Below are 20,751 nucleotides of genomic sequence, written 5' to 3' on the forward strand. Positions count from 1 at the left end.
CATTGACGCCGCAATTTCCAACACTTTTGCGCCAAAGCAAGGGTAAATACCGACTTCACTGTATCCATCGAGGTCCATCGGCATGAGATTACGATCGACCGTACTTTTTCTGATTTCGACGGAGCACCCCATGTCCCAGCACGCCCGCCTGCCTGCCCGCTACGACCACGTCGGCAGCTTCCTGCGCCCCAAATACCTGCTCGAAGCCCGCGAGCAAAAAGCCAGGGGCGAAATCACGCCCGAGCAGCTTCGCAAGGTCGAAGACAAGGCCATCACCGAGATCGTGAAGTTCCAGGAGGACATCGGCCTCAAGAGCATCACCGATGGCGAATTCCGCCGCACCTATTTCCATATCGACTTCCTCGAGCAGCTCGGCGGCGTGAAGACCGACATCCCGGTCACCATCAGGAAGCCCGACGGCACCGAGGAGCTGGCACCGCCGGTGATGCGCGTCATCGACAAGGTGACGCACGCGAAGTGCATCCAGCTCGCGGACTTCGAGTACTTGAAGAGCCAGGTGTCGGCCGGCAACACGCCCAAGGTCACGATCCCCTCGCCCACCATGCTGCACTTCCGCGGCGGCCGCGCCGGCATCAGCAAGGTGGCCTACCCCGAACTCGACCCGGCGTTCTACGACGACGTGGCCAGGGCCTACGGCGACGAGCTGCGCTCGCTGGCCGCGGCCGGCTGCACCTACGTGCAGATGGACGACACCAACCTCGCCTACCTGTGCGACGAGAAGATGCGCGAAGCTGCCCGCCAGCGCGGCGACGATCCCAACGAACTGCCGCACCGCTACGCCGCCTTCATCAACAAGGTGGTGGCGCAGAAGCCCGAGGGTATGACGCTCGCGATGCACCTGTGCCGCGGCAACTTCAAGAGCACGCACGCGGCGGCCGGCAACTACGAGCCGGTGGCCGAGGCGCTGCTCAAGGAGATGGACCTCGATGCCTACTTCCTCGAATACGACGACGCCCGCTCGGGCGACTTCCGGCCGCTGCGCTTCCTGCCCAAGGGCAAGACCGTGGTGCTCGGGCTGGTGACCACCAAGTTCGGCGAGATGGAAGACAAGGACGAGCTCAAGGAGCGCATCGAGGCGGCCGCCAAGTACGTGCCGCTGGAGCAGCTCGCGCTCTCGCCGCAATGCGGATTCTCGAGCACGGTGCACGGCAACAACATCGCGGTCGAGGCGCAGCGCGCCAAGCTGCGCCTGGTCGTGGAGACCGCACAGGAGGTCTGGGGCTCCCTCTGAGGTGCACGCGCGATGAAGTCGGGGCATGATCGCGCTCCATGAAGCTCTTCACCGGCCCCCTCAGCATGTTCGGCGCCAAGGCGCAGATCGCGGCGCTCGAAAAAGGCATCGCGATCGAAGCCGTCATGGTGCCTTTCGACCGCGACGACAACTACGAGCCCAAGCACCCCGAGGTGCTGCGCATCAACCCCAAGCGGCAAGTGCCGGTGTTGATCGACGGCGAGGTCGAGATCTTCGACTCGACGCAGATCTTCGAATACCTCGAAGACCGGGTGCCCGATCCGCCGCTGTGGCCGCGCGGCGTGGCGGAGCGGGCGCGCGCGCGCCAGCTCGAGCACATGTCGGACGAGGTGTTCTTCCCGCAGGTGATCAAGCTCATGGGCCTGCAGCACGACATGCAAAGCGAGGCCGCGGTGGCGGCCTGCACCGCCTGCGCCCGTTTCTATGCGCAGATGGAACATCGGCTGGCGCACGCCGACTTCCTCGCCGGCCCCTATTCGTTCGCCGACATCGCCTTCTACATGGCGCAGGTGTTCGCCGACCGCAAGGGCGCCGGCATGACCGGCGACACGCCGCGCCTCATGGCCTGGCGTGAGCGCGTGGGTGCGCGGCCCGCGGTGCGCGAAGTGGTCGGCCCGATGATGAGGTTCCTGGCCTCGCAAGGACGCCCGGTGCCCCTGGCCCTTCAGTCGTAGGGCCTGCCAACCCGTGAATCACCCCCGCGTGAGGCCCCACAGAGGGCCCAATCCAGGCGCCAAGCGGAACTGGGTTGCACACCCAGTGAGCATTGGCAACGACGAGTGGGCCCTCTGTGGGGCCTCACCCGAAGGGCCGGGGCGGCAAGGGGCGCATGGCGTCGTTGCGGTCCTTGCCCAGGCGGCCAGCCTGGGCTGCGGCCCGCGCCTAGCCCTGCACCCCTTGCCGCCCCGGCGCGGGGGTGATTCACGGGTTGACAGGCCCTAACCGCGTGAACCGCATCGACGACTTGCTCGACTGGCTGCCCTCGCCGTCGCAGCATTTGCTGGTCGTCACCTTCGCGCTGCTCGTCTACGTGCTGACGACGCGCGCAAGGCGCGAGCAGCGCGCGCCCAGCACCGCCATTTCATGGGTGATGGGTCTGGTGCTGCTGCCCTACTTCATCCTGCCGATCTATCTGCTGTTCGGCCAGCGCAAGCTGCGGCCGGCAGGCTCGCCGCGGCCGCGGCGCTCGGTACCCGCCGGGCACTGGGCGGCCGACCTGGTCGAAAGCTTCGGCCTCGCGGCGCCCGGACCCTGCGCGGTGCGCTTCCATGCCGACGGCGGCGCCGCGCGCGATGCGCTGTGGGAAGTGATCGAGGGCGCGCGCACGCGCATCGACGTCTGCACCTTCATCATCGGCGACGACGCGCTTGGGCACGAGGCGATCAACCGGCTCTCGCGGCGCGCGCGCGAAGGCATCAAGGTGCGGGTGCTGCTCGACGGCTTCGGCGCCTTGTCGCTGCCGCGCAGCCACTTCGACACGCTGCGCGATGCCGGCGCCGAGGTGGCCGTGTTCCGCCCGATCTTCAGCCTGCGCCGCGCGGGCCCGCGCAACCTGCGCAACCACCGCAAGCTCACGATCGCCGACGACGGCTGGCTCTGGTCTGGCGGCCGCAACATGGCGGGCGAATACTTCCTCGGCAACCACGACTACCCGCTGGGCTGGCGCGACCTGTCCTTCGATTTGAAGGGCAGCGTGGCCACCGCGGCGGCGCGCCAGTTCGACCACGACTGGGCCTCGGTGCGCGGGCGCAAGCCGCGCGCCATCGCGGCCGCGATCGCACCGCCGGACGGCCGCCTGGCGCAGTTCCTGCCGAGCGGGCCCGACCAGACCGAAGACACGGCGCACGCGCTCTTGATCGACGCCTGCTTCCGCGCCGAGCACCGCGTGCTCGCGATCACGCCCTACTTCGTGCCCGGCGACGGCCTGCGCGATGCGCTGCGCCTGGCCGCGCGGCGCGGCGTGCAGGTCACGATCGCGATTCCCCAGCAGTCCAACCACCGGCTCGCCGATTTCGTGCGCGCCCGCGCCATGCGCGACCTTGCGCGTGCCGGCGTGATCTTCCGCATGCTGCCCTTCATGGCGCACGCCAAGGCGGTGGTGGTCGACGAGGAGCTCGCGCTGTGCGGCTCGATCAACCTCGACATGCGCAGTCTGCTCCTGAACCACGAGGCGGCGGTGGTGTTCTACGACCGCAACGAGATCGACTGGCTCGCGCAATGGATCGAGACCACCGCCTCGGCCGGCGAGACCTACCGCGCGCGCCGTCCGGGCATCGTGCGCGACGTGGCCGAAGGACTGCTGCTGACCATCGCGTTCCAGCTCTAGCTTTTATTGGTGTAGCTGGCGTTGCCCAGTCCGGTGCCGATGGTCAGCACCGCCCAGCGCTTCACGTCGCGCATGAAAGGCAATTCGCTCAGGCCCTGCACCACGGCATCGTTGTGCATCAGCACCAGGGTGGGCTCGCCGCCGATCGTCGGAATCTTCTTGCCCAGCTCGGTCGGCAGATGGAAGTGTTCGCTCTCCCAGTCGCCCGGCAGGTTCTGCGCGCCGTGCGCGATCGAGCCGTCCTTGCGGATCAGGCCCGGGCAGCCGATGCCGATGAAGGGTGCGAGGCGGATGCCCTTCTTCGTGGCGTAGCGGACCTGGTCGTGCAGCATGTCCACCAGGCGCTCGACCAGCACCTTGCGCCCCGGGCCGTCATCCGCATGGCGCCATTTCTCGCGCCTCACCACCTTGGCTTTCGACAAGTCCTGGGCACGCCTGCGGCGCATCTTGACGATGCCACAGCGCACGTTGGTGCCGCCAATGTCGATTGCGAGGATCGCGTCATGGCCCTTCAGCAGCGGCGGCGGCGCCAAGTGCAGCCAGCCGAGCAATCCGCCGTCGTCGGTTTCGTGGCCGATGCGGCCCAACTGCACGTCGATGCCCATGCCCTGGAGGATGGCCGCCGCCTGCAGCACCGCGCGCTCGCCGACATCGCTCTCCGGGAAGCCGCCGCCGATCACGATGCGCTCCACGCCCTGCCATGACGGCTGGCGCAGGAAGCGGTCGATGACCCAGGCCAGTTCTTCGGCGAACTCCTCGATGGCGCCATGAACCACGTCGGTGGCCTCGGAGCTCTGCCGCGTCTTCAGCGCGGCATCCAGCGTGCTCTTGGACAGGTCCTTCGAATGCCTGGCGCCCAACGGATCCCTGCCCTTCTTCCGGCGGCGTCGGCGCCAGCGCTCCAACAGCTCCCTGAAGGCCGTCTGGCTGGCCTGGTCGCCGACGAAGCCGTCCTTGTCGCGCAGCTGGAGGCTGTAGCCTTCGACCAGCACCGTAGGCAGTTCTCGTGCGCCGTGGATCTCGGGCGGGGGAAGCGAAGCCTCTTTATTTCTCTTGTGGGATGCCATTGCGTCTTTCGAAGATGCGAATTCAATCGGCCGTGGTTTCGAGAATCAGGCGCGCGGTTTCCTGCGGCGCGTCCCAGTGCGGAAAGTGGCCGCAGCCCTCGAACCAGTGCAGGCGCGCATCGGGAAAGGCCTGTTGGGCACGCACCGCCTGCTGCGGAAAACAAAGGCGATCGAGGCGGCCCCAGCCGATCACGAGCGGCTTGGTCAAGCTGCCGGGGGCGATGCCCTGCGGCGGCGAAGCGCGCACCAGATCGTCGAGCACTGCGTCGAACCACGGTGCGGTCGCATAGCTGCGCATTTCCTCCAGCACCAGCGATGGCGCCAGCGCGTCCGGCCTGGCCGAAAACTGCGCCAGCAGCAGCGCACGCAGCCGTGCATGCGTCGCGATCAGCGGCATCGCGAATTGCAAGGTGCGCACCAGCCGCACCGAGAACCAGATCGAGGCGTAAAAAACCTGGCGCTCCCAGCCCGCCCAGAATCCGCCGGGGTTGAGCGAGATGACGCAACCCAGCACGCCGCCGCGGCGCGCCAGTTCGAGCACCAGGCGCGCGCCCATCGAGCTGCCGACGGCATCGGTGCCGATCAGGTCATGCTCGCGCAGAAACTCCGTGACGGCATCGGCCAAGGTCTGCAAGGAAACCTCTCTTGCCAGCGGCGGGCTCTTGCCGAAACCCGGCAGATCGATCGCGACCACCGCGCGCTTGGCAGCCAGCGGCTCCATGATGGTTTGCCACGAGCGCCAGCTGCTGCCAAGCCCATGAACGAGCAGCAGTGGCTTTCCTTCACCGCGTCGGACGTAATTGATCAGCACCAAATCAGCTTGCGTTCATCTGGTGCGGTGCAGCATCAGTCCCGCGCACCACCTGCTGTAGGAAACCCGCCTGTCACGCCGATACACTGCGCTCGATGCATCCCTCGCGCCGCGCGTGGCTGACCGCCTTGTCCTGCCTGGGCCTGCTGCTCTGCGCGGTCTCCTCCTCGCACGCGCAGGAGGGGAGCCTGCGCATCGGTTCCAAGCGCTTCACCGAGTCGTACATCCTGGCGGAAGTGCTCGCCCAGACCGCATCGCCCCATACGCCGAGCGCGCCCGTGGTGCGGCAGGGCCTGGGCAACACCGCCATCGTCTACGAAGCCCTGCGCTCGGGCGGCATCGACCTCTACGCCGAATACACCGGCACCATTGGGCTGGAGATCCTCAAGAACCCGCAGCCGATGACGCGCGAGGCCATGAACGCCGCACTCGCGCCGCTGGGGCTCGGCGCCGCCATCCCGCTGGGCTTCAACGATGGCTATGCGCTCGCGATGCGCGCGGCCGATGCGGACCGGCTCGGCGTGCGCAGCCTGAGCGACCTAGCACGCCACCCTGAACTCCGGCTCGGGCTCTCGAATGAGTTCATCGGCCGCGCCGACGGCTGGCAGGGCTTGGCCGCGCGCTACGGCTTCGCCCAGAAGCCGACCGGCCTGGACCACGGCCTGGCCTACGACGCGATCGCGGCCAGGCAGATCGACGTGATCGACATCTACACCACCGACGCCAAGATCGACCACCTCGGCCTGCGCGTGCTGGACGACGACCGCCGCTATTTCCCGCGCTACGACGCGGTGCTCCTCTACCGGCTGGACGTGCCCACGCGCTTTCCCCAGGCCTGGGCCGCGCTGCAGAAGCTCGAAGGCCGCATCGACGAGCGCGCCATGATCGCGATGAACGCGCGTGCCGAACTGCAGGGCGTGGCCTTCGACGTGATCGCGCGCGACTTCCTGGCACAGGGCCAGGCTGGCGGGCAGGCGGGCGCCGAGAGCGCCGCCCGGGGCTTCGCCGCCAAGCTCTTCGGCCCCGATCTGGGCCGGCTGGCACGGCAGCACCTGCTGCTGGTGGTGGTTTCGGTCGGGCTCGCGATCCTGATCGCGGTGCCCTTGGGCATCTTCGTGTTTCCGCACCTGCGTTTGCGTGCCGTGGTGCTCGGCCTGACAGGCCTGCTGCAGACCGTGCCATCGCTCGCGATGCTGGCGGTGCTGATCTCGCTGATCGGCGCCATCGGCACCTTGCCAGCGCTGGTCGCGCTCACGCTCTATTCGCTGCTGCCGATCATGCGCAACACGGTGACCGGGCTGGCCGAGGTGCCCGTGGGCTTGCGGCAGGCGGGCACGGCATTGGGGATGACCGGCGGCCAGAGCCTGCGGCTGGTGCTGTTGCCGCTGTCGCTGCCGACGCTCTTGGCCGGTGTACGGACGGCGACGACGATCGCGATCGGCACGGCGACCATCGCGGCCTTCATCGGCGCCGGAGGCTTCGGGGAACGCATCGTGACCGGCCTTGCGCTCAACGACCGCGAGTTGCTGGTTGCGGGCGCGGTGCCGGCGGCAGCGCTGGCGCTGTTGAGCGAGGCGATGTTCGAGTTGATCGAATACTGGCTGCGGCGCGGGCAACGTCGCGCTTCATCTTGAGGCGCTGCCTCTTGCTCCCTCCCCCAGCGGGCGAGGGAGCAAAGACACTCAAGCCAGCGTATAGGCGGTCTTCACCACGGTAAAGAACTCCTGCGCATAGCGCCCCTGCTCGCGCGGCCCGTAGCTCGAGCCCTTGCGCCCGCCGAAGGGCACGTGATAGTCCACCCCCGCGGTCGGCAGGTTCACCATCACCATGCCCGCCTGGCTGTGGCGCTTGAAGTGCGTCGCATACTTCAGGCTCGTCGTCGCGATGCCCGCCGACAGCCCGAACTCGGTGTCGTTGGCGGTGGCCAGCGCCTCCTCGTAGTTCTTCACCCGGATCACGCTGGCCACCGGCCCGAAGATCTCTTCCTTGTTGATGCGCATGCTCGCCACCGATTCGCTGAACAGCGCCGGCGACATGTAGTAGCCCTCGGTGTCCAGCTTCAGCCGCTCGCCGCCCGCGGCCAGCGTGGCGCCCTCGCCCTGGCCGATCTCGATGTAGTTCAGGTCCTGCTGCAGCTGGCTCTCGCTGGAGACCGGGCCGATGTCGGTGCCCTGCGCCAGCGCATCGCCGACCTTGATCTTCGCCATGCGCGCCTTCATCGCCTCGATGAATTTCGGGTAGATGCCCTCGGTCACGATCAGCCGGCTCGAGGCGGTGCAGCGCTGGCCGGTGGAATAGAAGGCGCTCTGCACGCTGAGCTCGACCGCCTGCTCGAGGTTGGCATCGTCCAGCACCACCTGCGGGTTCTTGCCGCCCATCTCGAGCTGCACCTTCTTGTGCTTGGTCGCGCACTGCACCGCGATGTTGCGGCCGACGCCGACCGAGCCGGTGAAGCTGATGGCGTGGATGCCGGGATGGTCGACCAGGGCGTTGCCGATCACGCTGCCGCGGCCCATCACGAGGTTGAACACGCCGGGCGGAATGCCCGAGCGGCTGATGATCTCGGCCAGCGCCCAGGCGCAGCCGGGCACTAGGTCGGCGGGCTTGAGCACCACGCAGTTGCCGAATGCCAGCGCCGGCGCGATCTTCCAGGCGGGAATCGCAATCGGAAAGTTCCACGGCGTGATGAGCCCGACCACGCCCACGGGCTCGCGCGTGATCTCGACGCCGATGCCCGGGCGCACCGAGGGAATGACTTCGCCCGACAGGCGCAGGCACTCGCCGGCGAAGAACTTGAAGATGTGGCCGGCGCGCGTGGCTTCGCCGATGCCTTCGGGCTTGGTCTTGCCCTCCTCGCGCGCGAGCAGGGTGCCGAGCTCTTCCTTGCGCGCCAGGATCTCGTTGCCGATCTTGTCCAGCGCATCGCTGCGCGCCTGGATGCTGCCGGTGGACCAGGCCGGGAAGGCCGCGGTGGCCGCCGCGACGGCCGCATCCACCTGGGCGGCATCGCCCTGCGCGTACTGGCCGAGCACGTCGCTCAGGTTGCTCGGGTTGGTGTTCGGGCTGTAGCTGGCGCCGGCGCGCCATTCGCCGTTGATCAGGTTGTCGAAGTTCTGCATGGCAGTTCCTTGGGAGGGGGTCGGGAAAAAAAGGAAAAGGCCGCCAGAGCGGCCTCGCGCATCGGTGACTCTACGCCCACCGCGGCTTATTGCGGACCGAGCTTGTCGATCAGCGCCGCCAGCGCGTCGTACTCCTCGAGCTTGAGCTCGGTGAGCGGCGTGCGCACCGGGCCGGCGTCGTGTCCCACGATCCTGGCGCCGGCCTTCACGATGCTCACCGCGTAGCCGTGGCCCTTGTTGCGGATATCGAGGTAGGGCATGAAGAACTCCTTGAGCAGGCGGTGCTGCGTGGCCATGTCGTCGTCCGCCACCGCCTTGTAGAAGTCCATCGCGGTCTTGGGGATGAAATTGAACACGGCCGAGGAATACACCGGCGTGCCCAGCGCCTTGTAGGCGGCCGCATAGACCTCGGCCGTCGGCAGGCCGCCCAGGTAGGCGAAGCGGTCGCCCATGCGCAGGTGGATGGAACTCATGAGCTCGATGTCGCCGATGCCGTCCTTGAAGCCCACCAGGTTGGGGCAGCGCTCGGCCAGCTTCTCGAGCGTGGCCGGGTAGAGCTTGCTCTGGCCGCGGTTGTAGACGATGACGCCGAACTTCACGCTCTTGCACACGGCTTCGACATGCGCGGCCAGCCCTTCCTGGCCGGCTTCGGTCAGGTAGTGCGGCAACAGCAGGATGCCGTGGGCGCCGGCCTTCTCGGCCGCCTGCGCGCACTGGATCGCGAAGCGCGTCGGGCCGCCGGCACCCGCGATGATCGGCACCTTGCCGCGGCAGGTGTCGACCGCCGTCTTGATGATTTGGGGATATTCGTCGGCGGTCAGCGAGAAGAACTCGCCGGTGCCGCCGGCCGCGAACAACGCGCTCGCGCCGTAAGGCGCCAGCCATTCGAGGCGCTCGATGTAGCCCTTCTTGTGGAAGTTGCCTTCGGCGTCGAAGTCGGTCAACGGGAAGGACAACAGGCCGGAGCCCATGATGGATTTGAGTTCTTGCGGATTCATGCGATTGGAGTGAGAGAAAAAAAGAGGCGGATCAGTCCAGCTTGATCTGGGCCGCTTCGACCACCTTGGCCCAGCGCGCGCGTTCCTTGTTGAAGAACTGCTCCTGTTCCGTCGGCGCCATGGTCACGACCTCGGCGCCCTGCCCGGCCAGGCGCGAGCGAATGTCGGGCGAGCGGATGATCGAAACTAGTTCCTTGTTGAGGCGCTGGATCACCGCCTCGGGCGTGCCGCGCGGGGCCAGCATGCCTTGCCAGGTACCGGAATCGAAGCCGGGCACGCCCTGCTCGGCGATGGTCGGCACATCGCCGATCAGCGGCATGCGCGTGGACTTGGAGACGCCGAGGATCTTGAGCTTGCCGCTCTGCACATGGGGCAGCGTGGCGAGCATGCCGTTCATCAGCACCTGGGTCTGGCCGCCGACCGTGTCCTGGATGGCCTGCACGCCGCCCTTGTAGGGCACGTACTGCCAGCGCGCGCCGCTGGCACGTTCGAGCGCGACGCCGGCGAGGTGCGGCGCGCTGCCGGTGGCGGTGACGGCGAAGTTCAGGTCGGACTTCTTCGACAGCGCGATCAGTTCCTTGAGATTGCTCGCCGGCACCGACGGATGCACGACCAGCAGGTGCGGCGAGTAGGCCAGCATGGTGACGCCGCGCAGGTCCTTCGACGGATCGAAAGGCAGCTTGGTGTAGACCGAGGGGCTGATCGCGAGCGCGCCGACGTCGCACAAGAGCAGCGTGTAGCCGTCGGGCGAGGCCTTTGACACCAGGTCGGCGCCGAGGTTGCCGTTGGCGCCGGCGCGGTTCTCGACGATCACCGATTGCTTGAGCGCTTCCGACAGCGGCTGGCTGATCGAGCGCGCGATGATGTCGGACGACCCGCCGGGCGGGTACGGCACCACGATGCGGATGGGTTTGGCGGGCCAGGCGTCGGCCGCATGGGCCCCGCCCGCGGCCAGCAGGCCGGTGCCGAGTGCGCCGAGCACGAGATCGCGTCGATTGATGGTCATGTCTTGTGTCTCCTGAGGGTGGAATGGACGAATTGCCGCGGCCGACACACAGCGGTGCACAGGCGGGCACGTTATCAGTCATCGTACAACCAGTTGGGCGCCATGTCCAGCGTTGCGGGCCGGCTGCTCAGGCCGGAGACGTGGTACCGGCCGGATCGGCCGGGGGCGCGGCTTCGGCAGCGGCGCTCTTGGCCGCTTCCTGCGCGATCCGCAGCCGCTCGCGGCTGTTGGTGAGATGGACGCGCATGGCCGCGCGCGCCGACTCCGGGTCACGCCGCGCGATGGCGGCGTAGATTTCTTCGTGCTCGCGGTTCACGCGGCTCAGGTATTCGCCGCGGCGGTCGTGGTTGCGGATGGCGGTGATGCGCGTGCGCGGAATGATCGTGGTGCCCAGGTGGCTCATGATGTCCGCGAAGTACGGGTTGCCGGTGGCCTGCGCGATTTGCAGATGGAAGCGGAAGTCGGGCGCCACCGTGTCCCCCGCCACCGCCACGTTGCGCTCGAAATCGTCGAGCGCCTCGCGCATCGCAGCCAGCTGCTCGTCGGTGCGGCGCGTGGCGGCCAGGCCGGCGGATTCGGTCTCCAGGCTGATGCGCAGCTCGAGCACCGCGAGCACGTCGACCGAGGTCGCGATGTCCGAGGGATCGAGACGGAACATGCCGGCGGCCTTGGGCTGCAGCACGAAGGTGCCGATGCCGTGGTGCGTCTCCACCAGTCCGCTTGCCTGCAGCTTCGAGAGCGCCTCGCGCACCACCGTGCGGCTCACGCCGTAGGCCTGCATGATGGCCGACTCGGTCGGCAGCTTGTCGCCCGGCTTCAGCTGCTGACTGCGGATCTTCTCGCCCAGGTCGTCGACCAGGCCATGGGCCAAGCCGCGCCCGCGGCGGCGCGGGCTTCCAGTAAAGGTGCCGGCTTCGGCGCTAGCGGTTGACCCCGTTGACAGGTTCGACATGCGATGATGATAATCGTCATCTCGTTGTACGACAACCGATAACTTACCACCCGAGACAACAAGAGATGAGTGAGATTTCCAGAGCCAATCCGCCCCGCGTGGCCCGCCTGCTCCTGACGGGAGCCGCCGGCGGCCTGGGCAAGGTGCTGCGCGAACGGCTGCGCCCCCATGCGGATGTGCTGCGCGTCTCCGACATCGCGGCGCTCGCGCCGGCCGAGGGCAAGCACGAGGAAGCCGTGACCTGCGATCTGGCGGACAAAGCCGCGGTCGACGCGCTGGTTGCCGGCTGCGACGCGATCGTGCACCTGGGCGGCGTCTCGGTCGAGCGCCCTTTCGAAGAAATCGTCGAAGCCAACATCAAGGGCATCTTCCATCTCTATGAAGGCGCACGCCGGCACGGCGTGAAGCGCGTGGTCTTCGCGAGCTCGAACCACGTGATCGGCTTCTACAAACAGACAGAAACGATCGACGCCCACGCCGCGCGCCGGCCCGACGGCTACTACGGCCTGTCCAAATCCTTCGGCGAGGACGTGGCGCAGTTCTACTTCGACCGTTATGGCATCGAGACCGTGAGCATCCGCATCGGCTCCTCCTTCCCCGAGCCGGCCAACCGCCGCATGATGAGCACCTGGCTCAGCTACCGCGACCTGACGACGCTGGTCGAGAAGTCGCTCTTCACGCCTTCCGTGGGCCACACCGTGGTCTACGGCGTGTCGGCCAACCGCGATGTCTGGTGGGACAACGGCGCGGCCGCGCACCTGGGCTTCCAGCCGCAGGACAGTTCGGAAGTCTTCCGCGCCAAGATCGAAGCGCAGCCGCCCGTCGCGCCGAGCGACCCGAACGCCATTTACCAGGGCGGCGCGTTCACGGCCCAGGGACCCTTCGGAGATTGAGCGCCATGCGCAGCAAGGCCGAGCTCGTGGTCGATGCACGCTGCGGCACGGGCGAGAGTCCCGTGTGGTCGGCGGCCGAAGAGGCGCTTTACTGGGTCGACATTCCGGGCCGCGCATTGCACCGCTGGTCCGCCGCCGGCCACACGCACTGGATCGGCGAGGAGATGCCGGCCTGCATCGCGCCCCGCGCCGATGTGCCGGGCGCCTGGATCGCAGGCATGGAAAGCGGCCTGTTCTCGATCGTGCCGCGGGACGACGGCACGCTCGACGCGACGCGGCTCGCGCAGGTGGCGCACGCCCTGCCCGGCATGCGCTTCAACGATGGCCGCTGCGACCGCCAGGGCCGCTTCTGGGCCGGCACCATGCTGATGGATATGGCGGCCGGTTCGCGCGTCGGGCGCCTCTATCGCCATGACAAAGGCGCCGAAGCGCCCACCGCGCAGCTCGACGACCTGATCGTGCCCAACGGCCTTGGCTTCAGCCCTGACGGCCGCACGATGTATCTCTCGGACTCGCACCCGAGCGTGCAGACCATTTGGGCCTTCGACTACGACACCGCCAGCGGCACGCCCACCAACCGCCGCGTCTTCGTCGACATGAAGCCGCTGCCCGGCCGGCCCGACGGCGCCGCGGTCGATGCCGACGGCTGCTACTGGATCTGCGGCAACGACGCCGGCCTGGTGCATCGCTTCACGCCCGAAGGGCGGCTCGACCGCTCGCTCGAAGTGCCGGTGAAGAAGCCCGCGATGTGCGCCTTCGGCGGCCCGAAGCTCGACACGCTGTTCGTGACCTCGATCCGCCCGGGCGGCGATCTCTCCGACCAGCCGCTCGCCGGCGGGCTGTTCGCGCTGCGCCCCGGCACCCTGGGCATCGCGGAGCCCGCGTTCGGCGCCTGAGAGCGTTCCAATTTTCATAAACCACCACCAAAGAGGAAGACAAATGAAATTCAACCGCACCCTGATCGCCCTGGCGGCCGCCACCTTGGGCGTGGCCGCGCAGGCCGTCGAATTCCGTTCGGCCGACGTCCACAACAGCGACGATTACCCGACCGTGGCCGCGGTCAAGTACATGAGCGAACTGCTCGACAAGCGCAGCAACGGCAAATACAAGATCAAGGTTTTCAACAAGGGCGCGCTGGGGACCGAAAAGGAAACCATCGACCAGGTGAAGATCGGCGCGCTGGAAATGACCCGCGTCAATATCAGCCCGCTGAACTCGATCTGCGCGAAGACGCTGGTGCCGACCATGCCCTTCCTGTTCGACTCGATCGCCCACATGCGCAAGTCGCTCGACGGCCCGGCCGGCGAGGAGATCCTGAAGAGCTGCGAACCCGAGGGCCTGGTCGGCCTCGCCTTCTACGACAGCGGCGCGCGCTCGATCTACGCCAAGAAGCCGGTGAAGTCGCTGGCCGACACCAAGGGCATGAAGATCCGCGTGCAGCAATCCGACCTGTGGGTATCGCTGATCAACGCCATGGGGGCCAATGCCACGCCGGTGCCGATCGGCGAGGTCTACACCGGCCTCAAGACCGGGCTGATCGACGCCGCGGAGAACAACATCCCGTCCTATGACGGCTTCAAGCACTACGAGGCCGTCAAGTTCTACTCGCGCACCGAGCATTCGATGGCGCCCGAGATGCTGGTGATGTCCAAGGCCGTCTACGACAAGCTGCCCAAGGCCGAGCAGGACATGTTCCGCGCCGCCGCCAAGGAATCGGTCGCATTCCAGCGCAAGAAGTGGGACGAGCAGGAAGCCAAGTCGCTCGAAGTGGTCACCAAGGGCGGCGCCACCATCGTGTCCGACGTCGACAAGGCCTCGTTCCGCGCCGCCATGGCACCGGTCTACGCCAAGTTCATCTCGACGCCGGACCTGCAGCGCCTGGTCAAGGCGATCCAGGACAACAAGTGATCGACGGGCCGGCCGAACCCGAAAGCCTGCGCCCGCCCTCGCGCCACGCGTACTCGCGCGTGTGCGCGCTGCTCTCCAAGGCCAGCCTGATGCTGGCCGTGGTGCTGCTGATCGCCATCATCGTGTGCGTGCAGTACCAGGTGGTCGGGCGCTACCTCTTCAACGACACACCGGTCTGGGCCGAAGGCCTCGCGCTGCAGTTGGTGCTGTACGTGACTGCGCTCGGCGTGGCGGTCGGCGTGCGCGACGCCGGCCACATCGGCCTGGAGTCGCTGGTCATGCTGCTGCCGGAGTCGATGCGCCTCAAGCTCGAGATCCTGATCCACGCACTGGTGGCGCTGTTCGGCGCCATCATGGTTTCCAGCGGCTGGCTCTGGACCCGGCTCAAGTGGAGCGACATCAAGCCCATGCTGGGCATTCCGGTGGGCATGGACTACCTGGCGCTCGTGATCGCGGGCCTGTTGATCGTTCTTTTTTCGGTTGAACACATCGTGGCACTGCTGCGTGACGAGGAAGTGGTGCCGGCGTGGAATTGACTGTTCTCTCTCTTAGTTTTCTCGCGTTGCTGATCCTCGGCGTGCCGGTCGCATTCTCGATCGGCCTCGCCTCGATCGCGACGGTGGTGTATGCCGGCCTGCCGGTGGCGGTGGTGTTCCAGAAGATGGTCGGCGGGATGCAGATCTTCTCGTTCCTGGCCATCCCCTTCTTCGTGTTCGCCGGCGAGCTGATGCTCTACGGCGGCATCGCGCAGCGCATCGTGCGCTTCGCCAACAGCCTGGTCGGCCATGTACGCGGCGGGCTCGGCATGAGCAACGTGATCGGCTGCACGCTGTTCGGCGGCGTGGCGGGCTCGCCGGTGGCCGACGTGTCGGCCATGGGCTCGGTGATGATTCCGCTGATGAAGCGCGAGGGCTACGACGCGGACTACGCGGTCAACGTCACCACCCACGCGGCGCTGGTCGGCGCGCTGATGCCGACTTCGCACAACCTCATCATCTTCACGCTGGCCACCACCGGCCTCGCCTCGGTCAGCGTGCTGAGCCTGATCCTGGCGGGCCTGATCCCGGCGCTGCTCCTGACGCTGTGCAACCTGGCGGCCGCGTACTACGTGGCGATCAAGCGCGGCTACCCGATCCGCGGCGCTTTCCCCGGCTGGGGCGAGGTGCTGGCGGCCTTCATCGGCGCGCTGCCCGGGCTGCTGATCGTCGCGATCATCCTGGTCGGCATCCTGTCGGGCGTGTTCACCGCCACCGAGTCGGCGGCCACCGCCGTGCTGTGGGCGCTGGGCGTCACGGTGCTGGTGTATCGCTCGCTCAGCTGGAAGGATTTTCTGAAAGCCTGCGCCAAGGCCTGCAAGACCACCGGCGTGGTGCTGCTCCTGATCGGCATCTCCTCGGCCTTCGGCTACTTCATGGCGCTCTACGAGGTGCCGCAGAAAACCGGCGAGCTGATGACCTCGGTCTCGGACAGCCCCTGGGTCATCTTCCTGATGATCAATGTGCTGCTGTTCGTGCTCGGCACCTTCCTCGACATGGCCGCCACGATCCTGATCTGCACGCCGATCTTCCTGCCGATCGCGATGCAGTTCGGCATGAGCCCGGTGCAGTTCGGCATCGTCATGCTGATCAACTGCGCGCTCGGGCTGAACACGCCGCCGGTCGGCACCACGCAGTTCATCGGCTGCGCGATCGGAGGGGTGTCGGTCGGGCAGGTGATGCGATCGATCTGGCCCTTCTACGGGGCGCTGCTGGTGTGCCTGATGCTGGTGACCTACGTGCCGGCATTCTCGCTGTGGCTGCCCGAGCTCTTCTCCGCACCGAAATGAGCGACCCTCTCTACATCACCATGCACGAGCGCGACAACGTCGCGATCGTGGCCAACGACGGCGGCCTGCCGGCCGGCACCGTGTTCCCCTCGGGCCTGACGCTGCGCGAGAAGGTGCCGCAGGCGCACAAGGTGGCGCTGGTCGACATCCCCGAGGGCGGCGAGGTGCGGCGCTACGACGTCGTGATCGGCTATGCGCTCAAGCCGATCGCTGCCGGCAGCTGGGTGCACGAGCGCCTTCTGCGGATGCCCGCCGCGCGCGAACTCAAAGGTTTGCCGATCGCCACCGTCAAGCCGCCGCCGCAGGCGTCGCTCGAGGGCTACACCTTCGAGGGCTACCGCAACCCGGACGGCTCGGTCGGATCCAGAAACATCCTGGCCATCACCCAGACCGTGCAGTGCGTGGCCGGCGTGACCGAGTTCGCCGTGCAGCGCATCAAGGCGGAGTTGCTGCCGAAGTTTCCGAACGTCGACGACGTGGTGGCCCTGGAGCACGGCTACGGCTGCGGCGTGGCGATCGATGCCCCCGACGCGATCATCCCGATCCGCACGCTGCGCAACATCAGCCTCAACCCCAACTTCGGCGGCGAGGTGATGGTGGTGAGCCTGGGCTGCGAGAAGCTGCAGCCCGAGCGCCTGATGCCGCCCGGCACCATACCGCTCATCGACGAGCGCAACGTGGCCGATGTCGGCGAGAACGCCGACAGCAGGCTCGACGTGGTCTGCCTGCAGGACGAGGCACACATCGGCTTCATGTCGATGGTCGATTCGATCCTGCGCCAGGCCGAAGAACACCTGGAGCGCCTGAACGCCCGCCGGCGCGAAACCGTGCCGGCCAGCGAGCTGGTGGTCGGCGTGCAGTGCGGCGGCAGCGATGCCTTCTCGGGCGTCACCGCCAATCCGGCCGTCGGCTTCTGCACCGACTTGCTGGTGCGCGCCGGCGCCACCGTGATGTTCTCGGAAGTGACCGAGGTGCGCGACGGCATCGACCAGCTCACCTCGCGCGCCACCACGCCCGAGGTGGCCGAGGCCATGATCCGCGAGATGGCCTGGTACGACGCCTACCTCGACAAGGGCCGCGTCGACCGCAGCGCCAACACCACGCCCGGCAACAAGAAGGGCGGGCTGTCCAACATCGTCGAGAAGGCGATGGGCTCGATCGTGAAGTCGGGCAGCTCGCCGATCTCGGGCGTCGTGGCACCTGGAGAGAAGGCGCGGCAGAAAGGCCTGCTCTATGCCGCCACGCCGGCCTCCGACTTCATCTGCGGCACGCTGCAGCTCGCCGCCGGCATCAACCTGCATGTGTTCACCACCGGCCGCGGCACACCCTACGGCCTGGCCGAGGTGCCGGTGATCAAGGTCGCCACGCGCAGCGACCTGGCACGCCGCTGGCACGACCTGATGGACGTCAACGCCGGCCGCATCGCCGATGGCGAAGCCACGATCGAAGACGTGGGCTGGGAGCTGTTCCGCCTGATGCTCGACGTGGCCAGCGGCCGCAAGAGGACCTGGGCCGAGCATTGGAAGCTGCACAACGCACTGGTGCTGTTCAATCCGGCGCCGGTCACCTGAAAAGGAGAATCGCATGGAAGATCTGAAAGGCAAGACCGCCCTCGTCACGGGCGCCAGCACCGGCATCGGTGCCGCCGTCGCGCGGGCCTATGCGGCGCGCGGCATGCGCGTGGCCGTCCACTACAACCGTTCGGCCGGCCCCGCGAAGGAGGTGGTGGACGCAATCACCGCTGCCGGCGGCGAAGCCTTCGCGCTACAGGGCGACGTGCGCGACACCGAAGCGATCCGGCGCGTGGTGCGCGAAACCGTCGCTCGGCTTGGCGGCATCGACGTTCTCGTCAACAACGCCGGCAGCCTGGTCAAGCGCGTGCCGATCGCCGAGTTCGACGACGCGCTCTTCGATGACGTGCTGCACATCAATGCGCGCTCGGTGCTCGCCTTCTGCCGCGAAGTGGTGCCGCTCATGCGCGCGCAGGGCCGCGGCGGCAGCATCATCAACGTCTCGTCGGTCGCGGCGCGCCACGGCGGCGGGCCGGGCGCCTACCTGTATGCCGGCGCCAAGGGCTTCGTCAGCACGGCGACCCGCGGGCTGGCCAAGGAACTCGCCGCCGAGCGCATCCGCGTCAACGCGGTGGCGCCGGGCGTGATCCAGACGCCCTTCCACGACCAGTTCTCGACGCCGCAGATGCTCGAGTCCTTCAAGGCCACGATCCCGATGGCCCGGATCGGCGAGCCCGACGACTGCGTGGGCGCCTTTCTCTATCTCGCATCGGAGCAGCTTTCGAGCTACGTGACGGGCCAGATCCTCGAAGTCAACGGCGGCCAGTACATGCCGTGAACCGGCTGAACCCCTAAGGAAAAGAACATGCATCCAGCCATCACTTCGCGCGCGTTGCGCCGCCTCGCCCTGCTGCTCGCGCCCGGACTCGCGGCGATCGGCGGCAGCGTTTCGGCCGCCACCTGGGTCTACGTGTCCAATGCGGACAGCCAGGAAATTTCCGTGCTCGAGCTCGATCGCGCCCAGGGCACGCTGAAGCCCGTGGAATCGGTGAACGTCGGCGGCATGGTGATGCCGATGGCGGTGAGCCCCGACAAGCGCTTCCTGTACGCCGCACTGCGCTCGCAGCCCTTTCGCGTCGCGAGTTTCGCGATCGATGGCGCCAGCGGCAAGCTGAAGAAGCTGGGCGAGGCGCCGCTGGCCGACAGCATGGCAAGCATCGACACCGACGCCACCGGGCGCTGGCTGTTCGCAGCCTCCTACCCGGGGCACAAAATCACGGTCAACAGCATCGACCCGAAGACGGGCAGCGTCGGCCCGATCCAGCAGTTGCTTCCCACGGCACCCAACGCGCACGCGATCCATGCCGATGCCGGCAACCGCTTCGTGCTGGCGACCAGCCTGGGCGGCGACAACGTATCGAGCTGGCGCTTCGACGCCCAGACCGGGGTCTTGTCGCCCAACGACCCGCCGCTGACCACCGGCGCCGCGAAGTCGGGACCGCGCCACTTCGTCTGGGACAAGGCGCAGCGCAACGTGTACCTGCTGAACGAGCTCGACGCCGGGCTGCATGTGTATGCCTGGGACGCCGCCCGCGGCACGCTGCAACTTCAGCAGAGCACCACTGTGCTGCCGGCGGGCTTCACCGGCAAGCCCTGGGCCGCCGATCTTCATCTCACGCCCGACGGCCGCTATCTCTACGCGTCGGAGCGCACGTCCAGCACGCTGTCGGGCTTCAAGGTCGACGCCTCGACCGGCCGGCTGCAAGCGCTGGGCCAGACGCCGACCGAGAAGACGCCGCGCGGCTTCGCCATCGATCCGAGCGGCCGTTTCCTCGTCGCCGTCGGGCAGGAGTCCCACAGCGCCTCGGTGCACCCGATCGACGCTGCGAGCGGCGCCCTCGGCACGCCCCAGCGACTGCCGCTGGGCAAGAACCCGAACTGGGTCGAGATCGTCGAGCTGCCGTGAACGTTTTTTGTATTTGAATTTCAAGGAGACCCTGTCATGCAACGCCGCACCCTGATCCACACCGCCATCGCCTCGCTCGCCGCGGGCCTGCCCGCCCTGCCCGCCTTCGCGCAGGGCCAGTGGCCGACAGGCAAGGCCATTACCTACCTCGTGCCCTTTCCGGCCGGCGGCACCACCGACGTGCTCGGCCGCCTGATCAGCCAGAAGCTCGGGCCGGCGCTGGGCACCAGCGTCGTGATCGACAACAAGGGCGGCGCCGGCGGCAGCGTGGGTTCGGAGATCGCGTCGCGCGCCGCGCCCGACGGCTACACCATGCTGGGCGGCACCATCAGCTCGCACGCGATCAACGTGAGCCTCTATCCGAAGATCGGCTACGACCCGCAGAAGTCCTTTGCACCGGTCACGCTGATCGGCACCAACCCGGTGGTGCTGGTGGTCAACCAGGCCAGTCCCTACAAGACGCTGAAGGACGTGCTCGAGGCCAGCAAGACCAAGTCAGGCGGGCTCTCGTCCGCTTCGGCGGGCACCGGCACCTCGCAGCACCTGACGCTGGAGCTGCTGTCTTACAAGTCGGGCGTCAAGTTCACGCATGTGCCCTACAAGGGCAGCGGCCCGGCGATCCAGGACGTGATCGGCGGCCAGGTCGACATGATGTTCGACACCACGGTAGTCGCCGGCCCGCACATCCAGAGCGGCAAGCTGCGCGCGATCGCCGTCAGCTCGGCCAAGCGGCTGGCCTCGATGCCGGACGTGCCGACGGTGGCGGAGTCGGGCCTGCCGGGCCTGAAGGACTTCGAGGTGCTGTCCTGGCAGGCGATCTTCGTGCCGGCCGGCACGCCGGCGCCCATCGTCGACCGGCTGCACACCGAGATCCGCAAGATCCTCGCCCAGCCCGAGATGCAGGACAAGCTCAAGGGCTTCGGCATGGAACCGGCCGACATGACGACCGCGCAGATCGCCGCCTTCCAGAAGGCCGAGGTCGAGAAGTGGGCGCAGGTCATCAAGGCCGCCAACATCAAAGCAGAGTAGCCGCAGTCCCACGGGCGACAGGCGGGGCGCTCGATAGAATCGCCTTCCCTTTTTTGGAAGCCCCTTC

General features: G+C 67.5%; 19 protein-coding genes. 13 read left to right on the forward strand and 6 right to left on the reverse strand.

Annotated features, from left to right (window positions below; all coding sequences use genetic code 11):
• The first annotated feature begins 130 nt into the window (after positions 1 to 130).
• From AC3A6B_RS00475 to AC3A6B_RS00485, 3 genes are all read left to right on the forward strand, one after another.
• Positions 131 to 1,252 (forward strand): 5-methyltetrahydropteroyltriglutamate--homocysteine S-methyltransferase, encoded by a 1,122-nt coding sequence (locus tag AC3A6B_RS00475; RefSeq protein ID WP_487834788.1) that lies wholly within the window; start codon positions 131 to 133, stop codon positions 1,250 to 1,252.
• A 38-nt stretch (positions 1,253 to 1,290) separates the two neighbouring features.
• Positions 1,291 to 1,947 carry a glutathione S-transferase family protein gene (locus AC3A6B_RS00480; protein ID WP_487834789.1) on the forward strand — a complete coding sequence of 219 codons (657 nt, stop codon included), beginning with the start codon at positions 1,291 to 1,293 and terminating at the stop codon, positions 1,945 to 1,947.
• A 272-nt stretch (positions 1,948 to 2,219) separates the two neighbouring features.
• Positions 2,220 to 3,599 (forward strand): phospholipase D-like domain-containing protein, encoded by a 1,380-nt coding sequence (locus AC3A6B_RS00485; RefSeq protein ID WP_487834790.1) that lies wholly within the window; start codon positions 2,220 to 2,222, stop codon positions 3,597 to 3,599.
• On the opposite strand, the gene AC3A6B_RS00490 is transcribed toward AC3A6B_RS00485, so the two are convergent.
• Positions 3,596 to 4,666: an ROK family protein gene (locus AC3A6B_RS00490; protein WP_487834791.1), complete on the reverse strand. Its 1,071-nt coding sequence runs from the start codon at positions 4,664 to 4,666 to the stop codon at positions 3,596 to 3,598. The genes AC3A6B_RS00485 and AC3A6B_RS00490 overlap by 4 nt on opposite strands.
• Positions 4,667 to 4,688: 22 nt before the next feature.
• On the reverse strand, positions 4,689 to 5,477 hold the full coding sequence (locus tag AC3A6B_RS00495) for an alpha/beta fold hydrolase (protein WP_487834792.1): 789 nt from the start codon (positions 5,475 to 5,477) through the stop codon (positions 4,689 to 4,691).
• Positions 5,478 to 5,572: 95 nt separating this feature from the next.
• Here AC3A6B_RS00495 and AC3A6B_RS00500 point away from each other — a divergent pair, with 95 nt between their 5' ends.
• The gene (locus AC3A6B_RS00500; protein ID WP_487834793.1) at positions 5,573 to 7,111 is read left to right on the forward strand and encodes an ABC transporter permease/substrate-binding protein; all 1,539 of its coding nucleotides are present in this window, start codon (positions 5,573 to 5,575) and stop codon (positions 7,109 to 7,111) included.
• 48 nt (positions 7,112 to 7,159) lie between these two features.
• Here the strand turns inward: AC3A6B_RS00500 and AC3A6B_RS00505 are convergent, their stop codons facing one another.
• The 4 genes from AC3A6B_RS00505 to AC3A6B_RS00520 form a co-directional block, all read right to left on the reverse strand.
• Positions 7,160 to 8,596, reverse strand: a complete 1,437-nt coding sequence (locus AC3A6B_RS00505) for an aldehyde dehydrogenase family protein (protein WP_487834794.1) — start codon at positions 8,594 to 8,596, stop codon at positions 7,160 to 7,162.
• An 86-nt stretch (positions 8,597 to 8,682) separates the two neighbouring features.
• Complete coding sequence (gene kdgD, locus AC3A6B_RS00510) at positions 8,683 to 9,594, reverse strand: 5-dehydro-4-deoxyglucarate dehydratase (RefSeq protein WP_487834795.1); 912 nt, start codon at positions 9,592 to 9,594, stop codon at positions 8,683 to 8,685.
• Positions 9,595 to 9,625: 31 nt separating this feature from the next.
• Positions 9,626 to 10,600: a Bug family tripartite tricarboxylate transporter substrate binding protein gene (locus AC3A6B_RS00515; protein WP_487834796.1), complete on the reverse strand. Its 975-nt coding sequence runs from the start codon at positions 10,598 to 10,600 to the stop codon at positions 9,626 to 9,628.
• A gap of 127 nt (positions 10,601 to 10,727) precedes the next feature.
• Positions 10,728 to 11,552: a FadR/GntR family transcriptional regulator gene (locus AC3A6B_RS00520; RefSeq protein WP_487834797.1), complete on the reverse strand. Its 825-nt coding sequence runs from the start codon at positions 11,550 to 11,552 to the stop codon at positions 10,728 to 10,730.
• Between the two features lie 65 nt (positions 11,553 to 11,617).
• Here AC3A6B_RS00520 and AC3A6B_RS00525 point away from each other — a divergent pair, with 65 nt between their 5' ends.
• From AC3A6B_RS00525 to AC3A6B_RS00565, 9 genes are all read left to right on the forward strand, one after another.
• Entirely contained in the window at positions 11,618 to 12,445 is an 828-nt protein-coding gene (locus tag AC3A6B_RS00525) for an NAD-dependent epimerase/dehydratase family protein (RefSeq protein WP_487834798.1), read from the forward strand.
• 5 nt (positions 12,446 to 12,450) lie between these two features.
• Positions 12,451 to 13,341: an SMP-30/gluconolactonase/LRE family protein gene (locus tag AC3A6B_RS00530; RefSeq protein WP_487834799.1), complete on the forward strand. Its 891-nt coding sequence runs from the start codon at positions 12,451 to 12,453 to the stop codon at positions 13,339 to 13,341.
• Between the two features lie 43 nt (positions 13,342 to 13,384).
• Positions 13,385 to 14,353: a TRAP transporter substrate-binding protein gene (locus tag AC3A6B_RS00535; RefSeq protein WP_487834800.1), complete on the forward strand. Its 969-nt coding sequence runs from the start codon at positions 13,385 to 13,387 to the stop codon at positions 14,351 to 14,353.
• Positions 14,354 to 14,442: 89 nt separating this feature from the next.
• Positions 14,443 to 14,889 (forward strand): TRAP transporter small permease, encoded by a 447-nt coding sequence (locus tag AC3A6B_RS00540; protein WP_487835224.1) that lies wholly within the window; start codon positions 14,443 to 14,445, stop codon positions 14,887 to 14,889.
• Positions 14,880 to 16,178: a TRAP transporter large permease gene (locus tag AC3A6B_RS00545; protein WP_487834801.1), complete on the forward strand. Its 1,299-nt coding sequence runs from the start codon at positions 14,880 to 14,882 to the stop codon at positions 16,176 to 16,178. The genes AC3A6B_RS00540 and AC3A6B_RS00545 overlap by 10 nt, the downstream gene beginning before the upstream one ends.
• Positions 16,175 to 17,749, forward strand: coding sequence for a galactarate dehydratase (gene garD, locus AC3A6B_RS00550; RefSeq protein ID WP_487834802.1), 1,575 nt, complete (start codon positions 16,175 to 16,177; stop codon positions 17,747 to 17,749). The genes AC3A6B_RS00545 and garD overlap by 4 nt, the downstream gene beginning before the upstream one ends.
• A 13-nt stretch (positions 17,750 to 17,762) precedes the next feature.
• On the forward strand, positions 17,763 to 18,527 hold the full coding sequence (locus AC3A6B_RS00555) for an SDR family NAD(P)-dependent oxidoreductase (RefSeq protein ID WP_487834803.1): 765 nt from the start codon (positions 17,763 to 17,765) through the stop codon (positions 18,525 to 18,527).
• A 27-nt stretch (positions 18,528 to 18,554) separates the two neighbouring features.
• Positions 18,555 to 19,655, forward strand: coding sequence for a lactonase family protein (locus AC3A6B_RS00560; protein ID WP_487834804.1), 1,101 nt, complete (start codon positions 18,555 to 18,557; stop codon positions 19,653 to 19,655).
• A gap of 36 nt (positions 19,656 to 19,691) precedes the next feature.
• Positions 19,692 to 20,684: a Bug family tripartite tricarboxylate transporter substrate binding protein gene (locus AC3A6B_RS00565; protein ID WP_487834805.1), complete on the forward strand. Its 993-nt coding sequence runs from the start codon at positions 19,692 to 19,694 to the stop codon at positions 20,682 to 20,684.
• Positions 20,685 to 20,751: the final 67 nt, after the last annotated feature.

The sequence above is a fragment of the Variovorax sp. Soil_C_33 genome (assembly GCF_057656935.1).

Excerpts from the sequence above, each read along its gene's own strand:
- AC3A6B_RS00475 (WP_487834788.1), top strand. The coding sequence starts at position 131 with ATGTCCCAGCACGCCCGCCTGCCTGCCCGCTACGACCACGTCGGCAGC.
- AC3A6B_RS00480 (WP_487834789.1), top strand. The coding sequence starts at position 1,291 with ATGAAGCTCTTCACCGGCCCCCTCAGCATGTTCGGCGCCAAGGCGCAG.
- AC3A6B_RS00490 (WP_487834791.1), bottom strand. The coding sequence starts at position 4,666 with ATGGCATCCCACAAGAGAAATAAAGAGGCTTCGCTTCCCCCGCCCGAG.
- AC3A6B_RS00500 (WP_487834793.1), top strand. The coding sequence starts at position 5,573 with ATGCATCCCTCGCGCCGCGCGTGGCTGACCGCCTTGTCCTGCCTGGGC.
- AC3A6B_RS00505 (WP_487834794.1), bottom strand. The coding sequence starts at position 8,596 with ATGCAGAACTTCGACAACCTGATCAACGGCGAATGGCGCGCCGGCGCC.
- kdgD (WP_487834795.1), bottom strand. The coding sequence starts at position 9,594 with ATGAATCCGCAAGAACTCAAATCCATCATGGGCTCCGGCCTGTTGTCC.
- AC3A6B_RS00515 (WP_487834796.1), bottom strand. The coding sequence starts at position 10,600 with ATGACCATCAATCGACGCGATCTCGTGCTCGGCGCACTCGGCACCGGC.
- AC3A6B_RS00520 (WP_487834797.1), bottom strand. The coding sequence starts at position 11,552 with ATGTCGAACCTGTCAACGGGGTCAACCGCTAGCGCCGAAGCCGGCACC.
- AC3A6B_RS00525 (WP_487834798.1), top strand. The coding sequence starts at position 11,618 with ATGAGTGAGATTTCCAGAGCCAATCCGCCCCGCGTGGCCCGCCTGCTC.
- AC3A6B_RS00530 (WP_487834799.1), top strand. The coding sequence starts at position 12,451 with ATGCGCAGCAAGGCCGAGCTCGTGGTCGATGCACGCTGCGGCACGGGC.
- AC3A6B_RS00535 (WP_487834800.1), top strand. The coding sequence starts at position 13,385 with ATGAAATTCAACCGCACCCTGATCGCCCTGGCGGCCGCCACCTTGGGC.
- AC3A6B_RS00540 (WP_487835224.1), top strand. The coding sequence starts at position 14,443 with ATGCTGGCCGTGGTGCTGCTGATCGCCATCATCGTGTGCGTGCAGTAC.
- garD (WP_487834802.1), top strand. The coding sequence starts at position 16,175 with ATGAGCGACCCTCTCTACATCACCATGCACGAGCGCGACAACGTCGCG.
- AC3A6B_RS00555 (WP_487834803.1), top strand. The coding sequence starts at position 17,763 with ATGGAAGATCTGAAAGGCAAGACCGCCCTCGTCACGGGCGCCAGCACC.
- AC3A6B_RS00560 (WP_487834804.1), top strand. The coding sequence starts at position 18,555 with ATGCATCCAGCCATCACTTCGCGCGCGTTGCGCCGCCTCGCCCTGCTG.
- AC3A6B_RS00565 (WP_487834805.1), top strand. The coding sequence starts at position 19,692 with ATGCAACGCCGCACCCTGATCCACACCGCCATCGCCTCGCTCGCCGCG.